The organism is Thalassotalea fonticola, assembly GCF_032911225.1.
GTDB lineage: Bacteria > Pseudomonadota > Gammaproteobacteria > Enterobacterales > Alteromonadaceae > Thalassotalea_A > Thalassotalea_A fonticola.
The window spans coordinates 425,152-445,323 of the sequence record NZ_CP136600.1; the positions used below are offsets into that span (position 1 = coordinate 425,152).

The 20,172-nt window shown below is 38.9% G+C and carries 12 protein-coding genes; 7 read left to right on the forward strand and 5 right to left on the reverse strand.

Translation table 11 applies throughout. The annotated features are described in order from the left end of the window. Window positions 1-223 precede the first annotated feature (223 nt). Window positions 224-5,050 carry an NAD-glutamate dehydrogenase gene (locus tag RI844_RS01810; RefSeq protein ID WP_348396769.1) on the forward strand — a complete coding sequence of 1,609 codons (4,827 nt, stop codon included), beginning with the start codon at window positions 224-226 and terminating at the stop codon, window positions 5,048-5,050. Window positions 5,051-5,191: 141 nt separating this feature from the next. Beyond that, on the forward strand, window positions 5,192-6,202 hold the full coding sequence (gene pyrD, locus RI844_RS01815) for a quinone-dependent dihydroorotate dehydrogenase (protein WP_348396770.1): 1,011 nt from the start codon (window positions 5,192-5,194) through the stop codon (window positions 6,200-6,202). Window positions 6,203-6,254: 52 nt separating this feature from the next. On the opposite strand, the gene RI844_RS01820 is transcribed toward pyrD, so the two are convergent. The 4 genes from RI844_RS01820 to nrdG all read right to left on the reverse strand — a co-directional run bounded on the left by RI844_RS01820 (window position 6,255) and on the right by nrdG (window position 10,169). Further along, window positions 6,255-6,710, reverse strand: coding sequence for a methylglyoxal synthase (locus tag RI844_RS01820; protein WP_348396771.1), 456 nt, complete (start codon window positions 6,708-6,710; stop codon window positions 6,255-6,257). 179 nt (window positions 6,711-6,889) lie between these two features. Continuing rightward, window positions 6,890-7,687, reverse strand: coding sequence for a hypothetical protein (locus RI844_RS01825; protein ID WP_348396772.1), 798 nt, complete (start codon window positions 7,685-7,687; stop codon window positions 6,890-6,892). A 171-nt stretch (window positions 7,688-7,858) separates the two neighbouring features. Beyond that, entirely contained in the window at window positions 7,859-9,706 is a 1,848-nt protein-coding gene (nrdD, locus tag RI844_RS01830) for an anaerobic ribonucleoside-triphosphate reductase (protein ID WP_348396773.1), read from the reverse strand. Continuing rightward, window positions 9,693-10,169 (reverse strand): anaerobic ribonucleoside-triphosphate reductase activating protein, encoded by a 477-nt coding sequence (gene nrdG / locus RI844_RS01835; protein WP_348396774.1) that lies wholly within the window; start codon window positions 10,167-10,169, stop codon window positions 9,693-9,695. The genes nrdD and nrdG overlap by 14 nt, the downstream gene beginning before the upstream one ends. 349 nt (window positions 10,170-10,518) lie before the next feature. Here nrdG and RI844_RS01840 point away from each other — a divergent pair, with 349 nt between their 5' ends. The 3 genes from RI844_RS01840 to RI844_RS01850 all read left to right on the forward strand — a co-directional run bounded on the left by RI844_RS01840 (window position 10,519) and on the right by RI844_RS01850 (window position 16,437). Then, complete coding sequence (locus RI844_RS01840; protein ID WP_348396775.1) at window positions 10,519-12,111, forward strand: DUF2235 domain-containing protein; 1,593 nt, start codon at window positions 10,519-10,521, stop codon at window positions 12,109-12,111. Between the two features lie 67 nt (window positions 12,112-12,178). After that, window positions 12,179-13,372, forward strand: coding sequence for an exonuclease SbcCD subunit D (locus RI844_RS01845; RefSeq protein ID WP_348396776.1), 1,194 nt, complete (start codon window positions 12,179-12,181; stop codon window positions 13,370-13,372). Beyond that, the gene (locus RI844_RS01850; RefSeq protein WP_348396777.1) at window positions 13,372-16,437 is read left to right on the forward strand and encodes an SMC family ATPase; all 3,066 of its coding nucleotides are present in this window, start codon (window positions 13,372-13,374) and stop codon (window positions 16,435-16,437) included. Before RI844_RS01845 ends, RI844_RS01850 begins: the two co-directional genes overlap by 1 nt. Before the next feature lie 249 nt (window positions 16,438-16,686). Here RI844_RS01850 and RI844_RS01855 read toward each other — a convergent pair whose 3' ends face one another. Beyond that, a complete protein-coding gene (locus tag RI844_RS01855; RefSeq protein WP_348396778.1) occupies window positions 16,687-17,454 on the reverse strand; it encodes a hypothetical protein in 768 nt (255 codons plus the stop codon). Between the two features lie 247 nt (window positions 17,455-17,701). Here RI844_RS01855 and RI844_RS01860 point away from each other — a divergent pair, with 247 nt between their 5' ends. After that, entirely contained in the window at window positions 17,702-19,120 is a 1,419-nt protein-coding gene (locus RI844_RS01860; protein WP_348396779.1) for an MBOAT family O-acyltransferase, read from the forward strand. Beyond that, complete coding sequence (locus RI844_RS01865) at window positions 19,095-20,171, forward strand: hypothetical protein (RefSeq protein ID WP_348396780.1); 1,077 nt, start codon at window positions 19,095-19,097, stop codon at window positions 20,169-20,171. Before RI844_RS01860 ends, RI844_RS01865 begins: the two co-directional genes overlap by 26 nt. The last annotated feature ends 1 nt before the right edge of the window (window position 20,172 follow it).

Below are 20,172 nucleotides of genomic sequence, written 5' to 3' on the forward strand. Positions count from 1 at the left end.
TACTGAATAATCACGTACATTTGCGTTTCTATATTATAAAAATTGGTATTTTTACTCTAATAAAGTACTCGCAAAACAGCAAAAATCACAATAGAATCCGCCTCATAGACTATTCTAAGGTTTTAATTTTCAAGAATTTACTATACTTACTAAATTCTTGTTGAAATTGACTTTGAAAGTTTAAATAACCAATTACATTTCGCCTTAATCTGAGGGTACAAATATGGCGTCATTAGATAATAAATCTTCTGTGCTTTTTAAAAGTGTTGCAAAATTAATTCACGATAAGGTGCCAAGTGAAACGGCGCCTTTATTAGAAAAGTTCACCAGCTTACTTTATAGTAATCTGTCAAAGGATGATCTCGCCGGTCGCAATGACAGCGACGTTTACGGCGCAACATTGAGCCTTTGGAAAGCATTAAACGCTCAAAAAGACGATGAAGCGTTTATTCGTGTATTAAACCCTGAAGTATCCAAGCATGGTTGGAAATCCAGCCACACTGTAATTGAAGTTATTATTAAAGATATGCCATTTTTGGTTGATTCAACCCGAATTGCTTTAAACCGCCTAGGTTTATCCCCACATTTAATACTGAATTGCCCATTAAACATTATTCGTGGTTATAACGGCTCGGTTGAACAAATCTCCTCAGCTAGAGAAGATTTAACAGACAGTATATGTGAAACGGTATTTTTTATTGAAATTGACCGTTTAACTGATCAGTCGCAGTTAGACGATCTAACTGCTGAGTTACATTCAGTTTATAAAGATGTATTGTTAACCGTTACCGATTGGCAACCATTAATGGAAAAATTCACTGACAGCATTAAAAGCTTAGATAACTTCAAAGCCCAAATTGATGAAACTGAATTTAATGAAAGCAAAGAATTCTTAAATTGGCTTTGCGATAATCACTTTACCTTTATGGGTTTTCGCTCATATGACGTTGTAAAAGTTAAAGGTGATATTGCCTTAGAGGCTAATATTGATACCAGCTTAGGTTTATTACGCAACTCAAATGGTACCAAACAACGGTTAATTTCTAAGTACTCTGAATCTGCAAGAGAGTTAGCATTAGGTAGTAATTTACTAATATTAACCAAAACCAATTCGCGTTCACGTGTTCACCGTCCTGCGCATTTAGATTACATTGGTATTAAGCGCTTCGATCAAGAAGGTAATATTGTTGGCGAAGACAGGTTCGTTGGTTTATTTGGCTCAGCTTTTTATAATAATAGCGCTTTGAACGTACCAATTATTCGTAATAAAGTTCAACGCGTGGTTGATAATTCTGGTTTTGCAAAGGGCTCGCATGCTTATAAAACCCTGATCAATATTTTAGAAACATTCCCTCGTGATGAAATATTACAATCAAAAGAAGACGAATTAATTAACACGGTTAAAGGTGTACTACAAATGCAAGAACGCGACAGAACAGGACTGTTTGTTCGCCGTGATGCATTTAATCGATTCTTCTCTTGTATGGTGTACGTGCCTCGTGAGCGCTACAACACTAAATTACGAGTTGATACCCAGGAAATATTACAAAAAGCGTTTGGCACCTCAGCAGAAGTAGAATTTAATACCTTCTTTTCAGAGTCTGTACAAGCAAGAACACATTACATAGTCAGAGTAGACTCAACTAAAGCAGATATTGATGTGAAAGAAATTGAACATAACCTAAATCAAGCAGCACGCAGCTGGGATGACAAGTTAGCCGATGCGCTAAACATAAACAAAGGTGAAGTATTAGGCAAATCATTAAGCCGTAAATACGCTAACTTTCCGCAATCATACAAAGACGAAGTTTTACCTGGCACAGCAATTGTTGATATTGAGAAGCTTGAAGCTGTTTCGGCACAAAAACCACTTGAAATGTTGTTTTATCAACCGCTTGAAGAAAAGTCTGATTCGCGCTTTGTTAAATTAAAATTATTTCATAAGGGTGAGCCATTACATTTATCTGACGTATTGCCAATGCTGGAAAACTTTGGTTTACGTGTTATCGGTGAAAGCCCGTACATGGTGCGTAACTGTGACGGTGAAATGTGCTGGATATTAGACTTTTCAATGCTGTTAACCGGCAATAAAACATTCAACCTAGAGCAAGTTCAAATTTTATTCCAAGACGCGTTTGCCAAAGTTTGGCATGGTGAATTGGAAGATGATGGCTTTAACCGTCTAATCTTGGGTGCTGGCCTTGCTGGTCGTGAAGTGTCAATTTTACGCGCATACGCCAAATATCAACAGCAAATTGGTAGCACGTTTTCACAAAGTTATATCGAGTCTACCTTTACTCGTTACCCTAACTTTGCTGAATTGTTAATTAAATTATTCGAGCTTAAGTTTACTCCAACAAGTAAAAATAATGACAAAGCTATTGCCAAAGTTGTTGAAACTATCGAGACTTCACTCGATAACGTAGCTAGCCTTGATGACGACAGAATTATTCGTCGTTATGAAGAAATTATTAACGCTACGGTACGTACTAATTACTTTCAAAATAATGAACAGGGTAATACCAAGTCATACATTTCATTTAAAATGTTGCCTGAACTTATTCCTGAAATGCCTAAACCGTTACCTAAATACGAAATATTTGTTTATTCACCACAATTAGAAGGTGTGCATTTACGTGGTGGTAAAGTGGCTCGTGGTGGTCTGCGTTGGTCAGATCGACGCGAAGATTTCCGTACTGAAGTACTTGGCTTAGTAAAAGCTCAACAAGTTAAAAACACGGTAATTGTTCCTGTTGGCGCTAAAGGTGGTTTCTTCTGTAAGCAATTACCTGTAGGCGGTACTCGCAACGATATCTTTGAAGCTGGTCGTGAATGTTACAAAACTTTCATTCGTGGTTTATTAGATGTTACAGATAACATTGTTGGTGGTGAAGTTGTCCATCCTGAAAATGTAGTTCGATTGGACGAAGATGATACCTACCTGGTAGTTGCTGCTGATAAAGGTACTGCTACGTTCTCTGATACTGCAAATGGCATTGCTGAAGAGTATGGTTTCTGGTTAGGAGATGCGTTCGCTTCTGGTGGCAGTGTAGGCTATGACCATAAGAAAATGGGGATTACTGCGAAGGGCGCTTGGGAGTCGGTTAAACGACATTTCCGTGAAATGGATATTAACTGTCAAACTACCGACTTTACCTGTTTAGCTGTAGGCGATATGGCAGGTGATGTATTCGGTAATGGTATGTTGCTATCAAAACATATTTGTTTGCAGGTGGCATTTAACCACATGCATATTTTTATTGATCCAACACCAAACTCGAAAGCTACCTACCCAGAGCGTGAGCGTTTATTTAATCTAGCAGGTTCTAGCTGGGAAGATTACAATCAGGATTTGATCTCTGCAGGTGGTGGTATTTTCTTACGTTCAGCGAAGTCAATTAAGCTTACTCCGCAAATTAAGAAAATGCTTGGCACTAAAAAAGCGACAATGGCGCCTAATGAATTAATTCAAGCTGCATTGAAAATGAAGGTCGATTTATTCTGGAATGGTGGTATTGGTACCTACATTAAAGGCTCTTCTGAGAGTCACTTGGAAGTAGGTGACCGTGCTAATGACTTATTGCGCGTAAATGGTAATGAAGTGCAAGCGAAAGTTATTGGTGAAGGCGGTAACTTAGGTTGTACGCAACTGGGTCGTATTGAATATACTGCCAACGGTGGCCGGATGAATACCGACTTTGTTGATAATGTTGGTGGTGTAGATTGTTCTGATAATGAAGTAAACATTAAAATTTTACTTAACGTATTAGTAGCGAATGGCGACTTAACCATAAAGCAACGTAATAATTTACTTTACGATATGACTGATGAAGTTGAAGATATCGTATTAGAAGATTGCTACCGTCAAACTCATTCCATTTCTATTTCTGAGTCGCGCGGTGCCGGCAAGCTTAAAGAGCATGCACGTTTCATTCACCACTTAGAGCGAGAAGGTAAACTGGACCGTGGTTTAGAGTTTATTCCAAATGATGAAGAAATTGCCGATCGTATGTCGAGTAACCGCGGTTTAACTCGTCCTGAGCTTTCAGTGCTTGTGGCTTACGGAAAAATGGTATTGAAAGAGCAATTAGTTATTGATGAAATCACCAACGATTCGTTCATCAGTGCTTTGTTAATCAACGCATTCCCTGTGCAGTTACAGGAAAAGTACCAACAAGAGATGCAAAGTCATCCTCTGCGCGGTGAAATTATTGCCACCCGTTTGGCTAATAACTTATGTAACTATATGGGAGCTAATTTTGTTTATCGTATGGGTGAAGAAACAGGTGCAGATGTTGCTGAAGTTGCAAAATGCTACACCATGGCGAGTGAAATATTCGAATTAGAAAGTATTTGGTCTGCCATTGAAGCACTTGATAATAAAATTACTGCAAAAGTTCAAACAGAAATGTTGTTTCAAATGCGTCGTACTATTCGCAGAACAACTCGTTGGTTCTTACGTCACCGTAATAAGGCGCTTGATATTGAGCAATCAATAGAGTTTTATCGTCCAGCGTTTAAAGTGATGGCGAGTAAAATGGAAAAATTCTTGATTGATACAGAAGCTCGAGAGTTAACCAGTGCCAAAGATAAACTGTTAGCAGACAAAGTACCGGCAAAAATTGCCGAGCGTATTTCGTTATTATCAACCTTGTTCTCAACCATGGATATTGCGCAAGTAGCCTGTCAGGATGCACGACAAATTGATCTGGTAGCGCAATTGTATTTCCATATAGGTGTGCGTTTAGATTTGCATTGGTTCTTGAATCAAATTACTGCCCAGCCGGTTGAAAACCATTGGCAAGCTTTAGCACGCGCCTCATTTAGAGAAGAGCTCGATTGGCAACAACGTGCGTTAACCTCGGTAATTTTGCGAGAAAGCCCTGACAGTAAAGACATTGAGCAAATGTTCGATACCTGGATGGAAAAATCATCGCAACCAATTGAGCGTTGGCAACAAATTCTTGCTGATTTTAGAACCACGAAAACTCATGAGTTTGCCAAGTTCTCAGTAGCATTACGTGAATTAATGTTGCTTGCTCATCAGTAATGTAATTTATTGTATAAAAATTATATTTTTGAGATAAAAATGATAAACTCCCTTTTTTAAGGGAGTTTCTTTTTTTACACGCCTAAAAAAATTAGCTATATCATCCATTTGGTATCAACCAATTTATTAATTTGAGACATCATGCTTTATTCTATTGCCCGTAATTTATTGTTCAAACTTAGTGCTGAACAAGCCCATGAACTAACTATTAACATGCTGAAACTGCCTGCATCTTTTGCTCTTAAAGGATTGTATGGTGCCCAGGTTAAAAATAAACCTGTAGAAGTCATGGGCATAACATTTCCAAATCCGGTTGGGTTAGCTGCGGGTTTAGATAAAAATGGTGAATGTATTAATGGTTTTGGTGCCATGGGCTTTGGCTTTGTAGAAATAGGTACGGTTACACCGCGTCCACAACCGGGTAACCCTAAGCCGCGAATTTTCCGTTTACCAGAAGCAAACGCAATTATTAACCGTATGGGCTTTAATAATCACGGTGTTGATTATTTAGTAAATCAAGTAAAAAAAGCTAATTTCAAAGGCGTACTTGGGATTAACATCGGGAAAAACAAAGATACGCCTGAAGAAAATGCCAAGGATGATTATATTTTTTGTATGCGTAAGGTCTATGAGCATGCAACTTATATTACGGTAAATATTTCATCGCCTAATACACCCGGCTTACGAGATTTACAGTACGGAGATGCTCTTAATAACCTTTTAAGCGCGTTAAAAGCAGAACAAACGGCACTTGCTGCTAAACATGGTAAATACGTACCAATAACCGTTAAAATTGCGCCTGATTCAACCGCTGAAGAAATAGCTGGTATTGCCGAATGTTTATTAGCGAATGAAATTGATGGTGTTATCGCAACAAACACAACGTTAAGTCGTGAAGGCGTAGAAAACCTGGAATTTGGCAGTGAAATGGGCGGTTTAAGCGGCGTACCTGTACAAGATAAAAGTACTGTCGTTATCAAACTGCTAGCGAAAGAGCTTGATGGCAAAATGCCAATCATAGGGGTTGGTGGTATTAACAGCGCCGAAGCAGCGCAAGAAAAATTAGCCGCAGGGGCAAGTTTAGTACAAGTGTATACCGGCTTCATTTACGAAGGCCCGAAACTTATCAAAGATATCGTCGACTCAATTTAATACTAGGGTCAGAGTCAAGTTATTTTAAGGTAACTTGACTCTGACCCTGGTTTCAGGTTCTTGCGGCTAAATAACTCGAATAATCGGGAATAGATTTTTCATACTCTTGATCAAATAAGCTGGAAGTGATCAACATATCTGCAGTCGATTGATTACAGGCAACAGGAATATTCCATACCGCGGCAAGGCGGAGCAGGGCTTTCACATCAGGATCGTGCGGCTGTGCTTCTAGTGGATCCCAGAAAAAAATCATCATATCTATTTTTTGTTCGGTGATCAGTGCGCCAATTTGTTGATCGCCGCCAAGTGGTCCACTGATCAATGCAGTTACATCCAAGGCGGCTTTATTTTTTAAAACAGAGCCGGTAGTACCAGTTGCGTATAAGCTATGTTGGTTGAGTTTATCTTTATGAGTATTGCACCAATTCATCAAGGCGGGCTTCATGTTATCGTGGGCAACTAAAGCGATATTTTTATATTTACCTGAGGTGACAGTTTTATATTTCATTGCTGTTCAATCTAAATAGAATTGTGATTATCCCCAAAGTTAAGGCATGAATACCTAAACTACAACATGTTTGTTAGGATGAAATGATACCTATCGACATCCTAAACACTGGGGTCAGAGTCAAGTTATTACCTAATAACTTGACTCTGACCCCAGTTTGAAATTAGCTGCGTTGATATTTAAGTTAATTTAGCTGAGATTAAAGCTAGATTGCTATTTTGTTTTAATTCACCTTGTAGCTCTTTCATCGCTTTTTTAAAGTCGCTGCGCAAATGTGACTTTAAATGAGTTGTTACTTGCTTTGCAGGTATACTCTTTAAGGTAGAAAATAGCGCTAAACAATAGATCATTTCCTGTTCAGGTAAAGCAACCTGACGATTGGCATATTTGTTATAACAACTGCCACAGCCACCTTTAAATTGATAAGCTGTATTGGCAAACATCACACCAAATCCCATAAAACAAGCGAGTAAATCCATTGCTTGCGGCATAAATTCTTCGCCGCCTGGTGGCGACACACCACGTTGTGCGATCAAAATGGCAGCAAAAGCTTGCGCAAAAGAAGCAACTAAATCTTGTGGTTGGTTGATTTGAGACGGATTATAGCTAACCAGGATTTCACTATTATTTTGCTCGCTATAATCTGTATTTATTACTTGGCTTTGCGCACCGCGCATGCCGTCTTTAAAACTTAGTTTTGCCATAGCGGTTGGCTGATACTTATTGGGTGAAACCAATTTTATCGGCCAGTGCTGCATGCCTGCATACTTTAACGTGTGTTCAAACACTGATTGTGCCATTTCTTCTATGCTGTTTACTTTACCTGGATAGAATTCATAAATAGGCAAGATCAACTGTGAGTCTTGCTTAAACACATTTAAGTCAAATTCACTTAACGCCCAAGCGAAAGTGTCTAATATCCAATCTTTAGTGGCGTTATCGAGTAGTGGTGTAGGTTTAAATAAATTGGCGAGCATGGCAGTAAGTAAATCTTAAAAAGCTTAGAAACGATAAGGCAGAGTAACACTTCTTTATAAGTATTACACTGATGGCGCCCGAATGAATTCGGATCAACCGAATTCTCTAAAACTAGGGGCAGAGTCAAGTTATTCACACAAAACTTGACTCTGACCCTGTTTTTTTAGCATCTAAATCAATTCTAAATTAGACTGCTCTTGTACTTGTTGACGATTCATTTTTTCTTGGTAAATGCGCTCGCTTTGTAAACGTTGATAATGACGCAAACCGTGTTCTTTTTGCCTGTCATTTGAGAAAGAAGAGACCCGTTTTAGATAGCCGATCACTCTTGTGCCATAATCAACATCTTCACTGCCACAAGAGTCACAGTAATGCAGAGTTCGTTTATCAATATGTTCGCATTCATTACAAATGGTGATCTTCACGTTCACACAAAAATAATTACAGCCGGTTTTAGCCGCTACATTAAACAGTTTTACGTAAGCCTCGGCTGACAAGCTTTCGTCTAAGTTTAGATGCAGGGCAGAGCCGCCATCCAGATATTGATTGATCTCTTTACCATGCAGTACAAATTTATCTAAATGATTACTGCTTTCATCTTCAACCAAATAAAAGTATGAGTTGTAGCAGTCACGTTTGGTGAGATAACCGTCTTTAGCATCCCATTTAGCGTTTTTCACCCCAAGATTTTCTGCTGGCACAAATTCAGTATTAAACATATAACCATATTGCTTTTTAGCATCCTGATTGGCTTTAAAAATTACCTGCAAATGTTTGCTGACAAAGTCTTTGTATTCTTGGTTGTTACTAACCGTAATACCTTTATATTCTGCTGCTTCGGCCATACCATTAATGCCAATGGTTAAAAACTGCTTATCTAAGGTAATAAAACCGGCATCGTAAACACTTAAAGCGCCTTGGGCCAAGTAGTCTTCCATTATTTTTCGATAGGCAACTTGGTATTTTTGAATTTTTTCAATCTCGGTTTTTAAGTCTCGTCCATCTTGTACCAAGCGATTCATATTCATCGTAATTACGTTTATTGAGCCCGTGGCTACACCACCAGCGCCTAAAGTAAATGAAAAGGTATTATCAGTAATTTCGTTACGTAAGCGGCAGCAAGATGCTAAGGAATCTGGACTATCTGATAAATACATAAAAAATGAATTACCCATGGCTTTTTCTTTCGCTAAGTTATAGGCAAAATCTTTATCTTTACACTCACCATTTTCAGTAAGCATGGCTGCAGTGATTACTGGGAAGGTGAGAACCGCTTTTTCGCGTTCACTGTTTATCCAGGTCAAAAAGAAATTTTGCAGTTTATCAACACTTTGCCAACTTGGTTTGGAAAAATCAGGGAAAACAAAATCTTCAAACATTGATTGAAAGTAAAACTGATCAAAAATTGAAATATTCCAAAATACGCTCTGATATCCACGCGCTGCTGCCGGTTGATTCAACGCGTAAACAACATGTTGTAAATGGTTTTCAATTGCTTTGCTATGAGTATCCAGGTAGTCATCACCAAACTCTTTACGGGCAAAATAATCAAAGTAAGTTAAAAACTCTACCGAGGCGACAGCCCCTGCAAACTGTGCTGATATGGCAAAAATCAAATTAACAAACGAACCACAAAACGATTCTATATGTTGTGGTGCTTTCGACTCTCCGCCAAGCTTGGTTAAACCATCAAGTAAAAATGGGTACATGCTAATTGATGTACAATACGGTTTAATACTGGTCTCGTCATGAACATAAATTTCATGATCTTCAATTTGACGTTGATATTCAGCGGCTAAATCAGCATCAAAAATTTCACTGATTTTGTTTTTTACCAATGAGCGGTTAATTTGCACATAGCAATCTTTAAGCAACTCCGCTTCCAAGGTAGCAATATTCTTTTGTGTTACATTGGCATTGGCATCCATTTTAGATCCATCTGCAGCGTTTTTTGCTGCAAAATATTCTTCAATGTAAGCTGTTTTATTATTAATTTGTTCTTCGCTAAGCCGCAACATGTTGTATTCCTTTTTTTATAAATAGATGATTTAGAGTGTTACCAGTGGTCAAATCAATGAATTTTTGATTTGTGTCAGGGCTATTTAATCCGCCCTTAGTAGGATCCCATTTTCCAATTTTTACATAATTTAAATGTTTGCTGATTTCATCATTAACAGTATTTTCCCCAGTATATAGGCAGGTTTTTAGTCCCAGGTTTTGGGCTAAAATGAGCTTCTCTATAAGAGTTTCTTTTTGCCATTCTCCCCCCATAAATAACACCGTGGAAATTAGCCCTTGGTATTTGTTAATCCATTGTTGAAAATTTGTGTTTGTTAACGCCTGGCCGAAATTTTTATTCCAAAGCTCCGTGCTATGGCAACCTTTGCAACCAACTTGGCAACCAGTAATGCTAAAGCACAAACTAATCTCATTTGGCACCTCTTGAAACACTATTGTTGGTGGTAAGCAATTAAAAGTCATAAACTATATATTGGGTATTTATTGTTGTTAGACACACTATATAGTGTTTTGTGGGTGGTAAAGTTTGATCTAGATCAAAGTTTTGCGGCTTTAATATCCTCAAAATATTTAGGGAATAACATTTAAACAAAGTTTGGTTAATAAAAAGCAGAGCAAGAAATAAAGTGTAATAAGTCGTAATTAACTGCTGCAGACCTAAGTAAATAAAGGTTTATAAGTTGTTAATTTATGGTTTCTTGAAAATATTTATTTGCTGATATTTAGTTCGCAAATTGGCAATTACTCAACTAAATTTAATTAAAAGAAATATACTTATTCACACTGATATAAATATCGGCAAGGAGGCAAAATGCAGCGATTGATTATTTGTTTTGATGGTACTTGGAATAATCCTGAGCAAGAAGAAAATGGCGTCACCACACCAACTAATGTTTATCGTTTAAAAAACTCTATAAATGTCACAACAACAAAATCGAAGATTACGCAAAAGGTATTTTATCATCCTGGGGTTGGCGGTGAAGAAATTGGTTTTGTTGATGAGTTGCTGGGCGGGGCCCTTGGGTTTGGTATCAATAGTCATATCTCTAGTGCCTATCACTGGTTAGGTTTAAATTACGCTGAAGGTGATGAGGTTTACTTATTTGGTTTTTCTCGAGGCGCATTTTCAGCAAGGAGTTTAGCTGGTTTTCTAGGCAAAGGTTTATTGAACCTCAAAGATATTTCAGCTAAGCAAAGTTGGCAAAGAGTCGATAAAGCTTTTGTCAGTGGCTATAAGAACAAGCTCCCACAAAATAGTTGGGCAAAGACTGATTGGCAGTTTTTCCATGATAAAGGACCTGTTCCCATTACGTTCTTAGGTGTCTGGGATACGGTAGGAGCCCTTGGAATCCCTGATGATTTAGAGATCATAAATTTATTCGATCGTAAAGAAACCTGGCAATTTCATGACACTAAATTAGCAGAGCATATTAAACATGCACGCCATGCTATGGCTATGGATGAAAAACGTACCAGTTTTACTGTTACTCGTTGGAGCAATGCTGAAGAACACTCTGACGCCATTGAATTATGGTTTCCTGGCGTACATTCAGATGTAGGTGGCGGTTATCAAGACAGTGATTTATCAAACGGTGCGCTTAAATGGATGATCCAGCAAAGCAGCGGTTTTGGCCTGGAGTATCGACAAGATATTGAGCAGATAATTTCGGACAGTGCTGTTGGCGTTTTACATAACTCTTTTAAGGGAGCATTTTCTAAATTACGCTCTCGACCAAGAAATATACCGGCGTTAATTAAAGCCAATTCTTCGCTCTTTCATGATAGCGCCTTTATTCGTCAGCGCATATCACCAATAGAGCATGAGCCTTATTATCCCTCGCAAATATTAGCGAAAAATGAAAGTATAACGATACAAGTATTTGCTAAATGTCGTTGGAACAAGACATCAGTGTATTTAGAGCAGGGTAATGAATATGTATTTGATGCGTACGGTGAATGGCAAGATGGCGTAGAAAGTTGCGACTGGCTTGGTACTGAGCACAATAAGCAACGAACTACAGGCGATTTAATTCGGGCAACATCAAGCTTTTTAGGGAAATTTGAATCGTTAATTAAACGGTTTAGTAAAAATGTATCCACCGATTTTTTTGGTAGCAAACGGGTTGAAAATAAACCTTGGTTCGCCTTAATCGGGGCAATAGCAAACGACAGCGGACAAACCCATAAAGGCTTTACATTTAAGCATAGTAACGATTATCAACAAGTGGTAAAACACGATGGCAGTGCTATTCCGCATCAATATTTGCAACTCGCTGATCATCAAAAAAATAGACCATTACTTATCAATCATCCCGGATATTTATATTGCTTTGCCAACGACGCTTGGAGTTTTTATGAAAATAATAAAGGCTATATTGAATTAACTATAACTCGGGTAAAATAATTCCTTTTTATCATTATAAAATACAGTATGATTACCCTAATAATTGGCTCATACCTTTAAGGCCTCAATGCGTTTTATCCATACTTCAGACTGGCACATCGGCCGGCTATTTCAAAACATCTCATTACTTGACGATCAACTGTTTGTATTAAAACAAATTAAGCAGTACGCCAAAGATTACAAAATAGACGCTTTAGTGGTATCCGGAGACATTTTTGATCGCTCAGTTCCACCAAGCGATGCGGTTGATGCTTTAAACCAGTTTATTAAAAGTATAGAAATTTTAGCTATTCCCATCATTATGATCAGCGGTAATCATGACAGTGCCAAGCGCTTACGTTTTGGTGCCCAGCAAATGCAAAAGGCTGGTTTGCATATCCTCGCTGATTTAAATGATATTGAGCAAGGCATAGTGATAAACAGCGAAACCGGGCCGGTTACATTTTACGGCATCCCGTATCATGATCCGGTGGAAGTACGCGAAGCGTTCAACACAGCTGAGCAGGGGATAGAAATTAAATCCTACGATCAAGCCCATACCTTTGCTGCCAAAAAAATATTAACTCACAAGGCGGCTAATTATCCAAAGCAACCCGCGGTGTTGCTTAGTCATTGCTTTATTGATGGCGCCAGTGAATCTGACTCGGAAAGACCTTTATCAATAGGCGGAGCCGATAGAGTGTCGTGGCAACCATTAACCGAGTTTGATTACGTTGCTTTAGGTCATTTACATGCACCTCAGTTCAAAGGTGAGCAGCATATTCGATATTCTGGATCATTACTTAAATACTCTTTTTCTGAATATAAGCAGAATAAGGGCGTGACTTTGGTTGAAATGGACGCTAAAGGCTTAGTGTCACACCTGCACTTACCATTAACGGCTAGGCATGATTTACGTGTTATTGAAGGCACATTGGAAGAGTTAATTGCCAAGGGCCAAGCGAGTCTAGGTAACAGTGAAACAGCGAATGAAGATTATTTATTGGCAAAGCTTACTGACACGCAGGTGATCTTAGACCCTATGGGCCGACTGCGAGCGGTATACCCGAATGTATTGCAAATAGAACGGACTAACTTTGAGCTGCAAAGTGGTAGTAAATTAAGCCAAAATACCACATTGTCTAGCGCAAATCAGCGCAGTGAAGAAGAAGTATTTACTGATTTTTTTAGCCAAGTAATGAATACTGAGTTATCAAAAGAGCAAATTGCAATATTGCAATCAACTATTACCGATGCCCGAGCTAATATGGAGGGTGAGTAATGAAACTCCATAAGTTAACTATTCAGGCATTTGGCCCGTTCGCTCAGACCGAGAACATAGATTTTTCTGACTTAGGCGATAATCCATTATTCTTAATCGACGGCCCAACCGGAGCAGGTAAATCATCAATATTACATGCGGTTTGTTACGCCTTGTATGGCGAAACAACGGATGAAGACAGAAAAGACATGAGCGTGCGCTGTGACAATGCCGCAGATGAAACGCTAACCCAATTAAGCCTGGAGTTTTCAATTCGAGGCCAACATTATCGCATTACCCGCATCCCAACACAGCAACGCAAAGCCAAACGTGGCGAGGGTTTTACCGAACAAAAATCTGAAGCTCATTTGGTAAAATTACTTGATGATAATGAAGAACAAACTTTAGTCACTAAAAAGGTTAAAGACGCTAACGAGCAAATAAAAATAATTGTTGGTTTATCAGCACAGCAATTTCGACAAGTTATGGTATTACCGCAAGGAAAATTCAGAGAGCTTTTACTGGCTAATTCCAGTGAACGACAAGCCATTTTATCAACCTTGTTTCAAACTGAAATATACCAGCGTATAGAACAATTGTTAAAAACCAAAGCCGGTAATATTGAACGCGAATATGCTCGTTTTAAAGAGCAAATTAATGAAGCACTCAGTGAAGTATTCGTTGATGGTAAAGAAAGTTTAATTGCGGCAGTGAGTGCTGCTGAATCAAAACAAGAAGAGTTAAATAAGGCTAAACTCGCAGTAGAGCAACAACGCCAACATAGTAACAACAAAGTAGAAGCTGCCCAAGGTTTAGCGAAATTATTCGCCAGTAAAGCGATGAAGCATAACAGCTTAGCGCAACATGTTAGTCAAAAAGAGGTTGTTGAGCAAAAGCGTAAACAGCTGACTTTGGCAAAACAAGCTAGCTTTATTGCGCTTAAATATAATGTTCTAAAGCAGAGTGAAGTTGATTTAACCAGTAATGCTGAGCAACATCAATTAGCCATGCAAAGTCAGCAACAATTAGCTTTGCACCTTGCACAAACAACGAAACAACTAGAAACGGTAACAAGCCAATATCAACAACGGGATCACCTGGTTAATCAAGGAACTAAGTTGCAAGGTTACAAACAGACCTTGGCAGGTCTTGAACAGTTATACCAGCAGTCAAAACATTGCCAAGAGCAAGAGCAATACTCGGTTACAAAACACAGTGAACTAAAACTGCAATTTAACCAATACACTCAACGGAGTGAAAAAGGCTTACAGGTAATACATGACCTGCATCAAGAGTTGCAGGGCAAAGCACAAATGGTGCGCATTCAGCAAGAATTGCAGCAACAATCGAATAGTTTAGTTGCATTGCAACTACTTAATAAAAACATAGCCAACCAGCAAGTTAAAATTAACCAGCTAGCGAGCTCATTTGAGCAAGCAAAACAACAATTTTCGCAAGCAACGTATAATGCAAACCATATTGAGATGCTATGGCATTCAAACCAGGCAGCTCTTCTTGCACAAACACTACAGGCAGACGCGCCATGTCCTGTTTGTGGCTCAATTGAACATCCACAGCCGGCAACCAGTTCAGCCGAAATGGCGAACGCCAATAAAGAGCATGTAGATACGGCTAGAGCAGAACAACTAAAGTTAAATCAAATCCAAAGTGACGCTGATAAAAAGCTAAGTGCAACGAAACAAGAGCTAGCTCAATTAGAGCAACAAAAACAACAGTTAATTAATGAACTTGGTGCAGATTTTGATAAAACATTGGCGCAGATAAACGAGGCGCTTAACGTTGTGAATACACAAATTTTTGAGTTAGAAACGAAAGAAAGCAACTTGCCTAAATGGCAACAAAAACAGCAAGAAATGCAAGAGCAGTTAGCTCCAATAAGTAAAAATATCACCGAGCTAGAACACAGTATTCCTACATTGCAGGCCAATACTGTTGCAGCAAAGACAAAGTTGCAAACAGCAGAGCAGGCACTACCTGAGCAATATAGAAACGCGGCAGAGCTCGAAATTGCAATTACCAACAACAAGGCCCAGGTTGAACATCTAGATATTAATCTACGTAATGCTCAGCAACACCACCATAAAGCAAGCAACGACAGTAGTGCTATAGATGCCACCATTGAGCAAATAACTGCAAGCAAAATATTAATATCTGAAAGACTTAAATCACATACAACAAACTGGCAGCAAGCTTTAAGCGCCAGTATATTTGATAATGATGCCGCATTTAAGCAAGCAATAATGCCAAATGAAATAATTGAACAGATAGCAGGCGAAATTGAATTGTTTGATAATACCTTGCAGGGCTTAAACAGTGGGATATCGGTACTGGCAGAGCAGTTAAAGAATAAAGTTGAGCCAAATTTAGCGCAACTCAATGCGCACTTAACAGAACAACAAACCCTATATAAACAAGCTGAAGAAGCTTGGGCAATCGCTCAAAGTCAACACCGCAAACTACAAGATACGTTAACTAAAGTAACCCGTATTGAAGCCGAGCAAGAAGATAATAAAAAGCAGTTTGAAGTCATTGGCACCCTAGCCAGCGCAGCTTCAGGCAAAGGTAATGTAAAAGTTTCTCTAGAGCGTTTTGTCTTAGGAGATTTGCTGGATTCCGTTTTGGCTATTGCAAGTAAACGATTGCATATAATGAGTAAAGGCCAATATCGACTTGTTCGCCAAGATGAAGGCACACAAAAGCGTAATGTTACCGCAGGATTAGATTTAGCAATAGATGATGCTTACACCGGTAAAACACGACCTGTTGCTACACTTTCTGGTGGTGAATCATTTATGGCTTCGCTTTCATTAGCTTTAGGCTTAAGCGATGTTGTGCAGCAGCGCTCAGGTGGTATTCAATTAGATACCTTGTTTATTGATGAAGGTTTTGGCTCTCTTGATCAAGAGTCATTGCAACTTGCCATTCAAACCTTAATTGATTTACAGGCAACCGGTAGAACTATCGGTATTATCTCGCATGTGTCAGAGCTGAAAGAACAAATGGCACTACGTATTGATGTACAAAGTAGCAGAGTGGGCAGTTCAATAACGACGATTGGAGTATAACTATTGATGGGGCCAATGGTATAAACCACATCGCGATTTAATAAACCCAATACCATGTACTGAACTCGATGCATTAGCATCGCCCTGAACTTGTTTCAGGGTCTTAAATCAGTATCTGCTTTTTTTATACGAGATCCTGAAATAAATTCAGGAAGGGGGAATACGGTTCAGGAAGGGGATGGAGTAAAGAGCAATTGCAAATAAAAAGGCCAATGTGATGCATTGGCCTTGTAGTCTCTTTTAAAAATACTATTCACTTGCAGATAAATCTTCCCGTATTCTATAAACCGTATACGTCGTAGAATGAAAATTATCGGTCCAGCTTTTAAGTGCATCCTCGGCTTTTTGTTTATCGCCTATTTGTTCAGCAAAGGCTGCCGCAAATGATTTTTCCGGTGGCGCCATACCTGCATAACCTTCATAAGGAATAACCAAGCTTAATCCACCATCGCCACCAATTTGCCAAGTCCAAGCCCAAGAATATGGCCACTTCATGGCTTTCGCGGTATCGCTAAGCATTTTTTTACCATCACTTATGCTTTTTCCTGTGCCCATTTTGTCTTTATAGTCAGTGACCGCAAAGTATTTAAAGTTATTTTCGCCTTCCGGCCAGTTGCCGTTGGCAAAGTCCACACGTGAGTAATAATGTTCATAACGAGCAACATATTGATGGACTGTGCTGTTCCAATGATCATTAACTTTATTGTCATTCTCCCATTTGATGTAATTTTCTATATCTTTAAAAGCAGTACAACAAAAGCGTACAACATAAAAGTTTAAGTCATTACCAACAACCGGTACATAAGTGTTCCAATTACGTGGGTCACCTTTTGACACTCTAAATTTGAGGTGTTCTTTAAATGCTTGCTCAAATTGAGCTTGTTGACCTGCATTAGGTACCATGACCCATGAATCAGCCAGTGAAGGGGGCTTTTCATCAGCGGCAAACGCTGAAAAGCTAAATTGAATAATTGCCAGCAAGCTGACAATGAAAGTTTTTAGTATTACTTTGCTCATTATGTTTTCCTTAATGAATTGGCGTGCTTAGCTCAATCCTTTGAAACGACTCATAACAACAAAACACTTAAAACTATGAATTCAAATGGCATTAAAGCCAGCGCGATTACCGTTAAAGCGTAGCAAAAATTATAGAAATCACAATTTTTGACTTTTAAGTTATAACTTCTAAACTTAACTTTTGTACAAAAAACTAGCATTTTCAGCTACTGAGTTGAATGGTTTATATAAGTCAGCGGACGGTTGAATGCTATTTAATTCTTTTTCATTTATCTTTTTCTTTTTAATTGTTCTTGCTTTGCACAACATGCCATTTAGCTGGCGCATTAAAAAATCCAACCTGCTCATTGCCAGTTACTTATTTTATGCAGCCTGGAACCCTCCCTTTGTAATATTACTATGGATCTCAACGGTTGTAGATTGGCATGTGGCAAAACGAATGTTTAGTGAACAAAGACCGCATGCGCGTAAAGTGCTATTGGCAATAAGCGTTGTGGTTAACCTAGGTATGCTTGGCTTCTTTAAATATGGCCAATTTTTGCTCGAAAATTTCATCACCTTTATCGCGGTATTTGGCATTGAGTACCAACCTGCGGCTTGGGAAATAATATTACCGGTAGGTATTTCGTTTTATACATTCCAAACCATGGCGTATTCGCTTGATGTGTATTTAAAGCGAGCTGAGCCGGCCAAGTCGTTATTAGACTTTTCTTTATTTGTTACGTTTTTCCCACAATTGGTCGCTGGGCCTATCGTTAGACCAACGTATTTAATTCCACAATTTTCCAAGCCTCGGGTAGCATCTATTAATCAATTATTTTGGGGAATAGGGTTAATGGTTATCGGTATGTTCTCTAAAGTGGTCGTGGCTGATGGCCTATTAGCACCAGCAGCAGAAGCCGTATTTGCCGCGGATGAATTACTTAACCCTGTAGACGCCTGGCTTGGCACATTGGCATTTTCCGGACAAATATTTTGTGATTTTGCCGGTTATTCCACTATCGCGATTGGTGTGGCGTTAACATTAGGCTTTTCTTTGCCTAATAACTTTAACTACCCCTATGCGGCTATTGGTTTTTCAGATTTCTGGCGTCGCTGGCATATATCGTTATCAAGCTGGTTGCGCGATTACTTATACATTCCGCTGGGTGGCAATAAAAAAGGCTCAAGGCGTACTTTTATTAATTTAATGCTTACCATGCTACTGGGCGGCTTATGGCATGGTGCCGCTTGGACTTTTGTTGTTTGGGGTGGGTTACATGGTTTGTATTTAGCTGGCGAGCGAATATTAAGGCAAAAATATCAACAAGTTGCTTTTTGGCAATCAACCAGAGGAAAAATCATACTCGCCTTTATAACGTATTTTTTAGTAAACATTACCTGGGTATTTTTCCGAGCGCCGGATTTTGCCACCGCATGGCGCATGATGCAATCAATGTTACTATTTAGTGGTGATAAAAACGTGCTATCAAGTCAATATATAATTCAAACTGTCGTTACCATAACTATTATGCTCGGTGTTCATTGGTATATGCGTAACCGGAAAATGGAAGACGTAGTAAGTAACATTTCATTACCTGCGATTAGTGCAACTGGCGCTACATTAATGTTTTTAATTGCCATTACTCAAGGAGGAAGCAATGCCTTCATTTACTTCCAGTTCTAATATAATTGAGCGAGACATTCCTAGCAAAAGCTGGGGCAAGATAGTCGTTAATAGCATAGTCTTGTTTTCATTGTTAATTGCCGGTTGGGAAATGTATTGGCGCAGTCAAGGCGCTGAACCAGCCTATATAAATTCTGACAGTTTATGGGCAATTGAGCGCCGTAAAGTGGGTAAGGATTCAGTGGTGTTTACTGGCTCTTCACGAGTACTGTTTAATATGCAAACTGATATTTGGCAACAACAAACTGGCATTAAACCAATTCAGTTAGCACTTGAGGGCACAACACCGTTAGGTGTTTTAGAAGACCTGGCGGACGATGAAAATTTTCAAGGCACGGTGTTTTCTGGTGTTGCTCCCGGGCTATTTTTCTCTGGTTTTGAATACCGTAAAAATGCTCGAAAAGCTTACCAACAAGAAGCACCATCGCAATGGCTTGGCCAACAACTGGCGATGTTTATTGAGCCGCTGTTTGCATTTATGGAGCCTGACTTTGCTTTATTTACCGTTCTTAAAAGACAACACTGGCCAGAGCGTGAGCAGATTAAACCTTATCTTGATGTTCGCGCGTTAGCGGTTATGTCAGAAGATAGAAATACACAAATGTGGAGCAAGGTAGTTAATGATGAACAATATCGCAAATTAGCCATTAAAATATGGATGCAGGGTTTTGAACCTATAGATAAAAAAACGCCTGAACAAATAGCAAAAATGCAGAAAAACAAAGAGGAGCAAATAGAGCGAGCGGTGGCGGTAAACCAAAAAATGCTCGCTAAGGGCGCAAAACTTATTTTTGTTAGAATGCCATCTCAAGGTTTTTATACCATGGAAGAGGGCATGTATAACCCAAGAGAAAGTCACTGGGATGTACTATTACAAGAAACTGGTGCCGCTGGCATTCATTTTCAAGACTACCCAGATTTAAGTAAATATACATTGCCAGAAGATTCTCATTTAGCCGCGCAAGATGCGATAACCTTTACCAAAGATTTTGTTAGTATTTATCAAAATCTTAACAGTAAAACTGATTATGGTTCTATTTCTGCTCAATAAA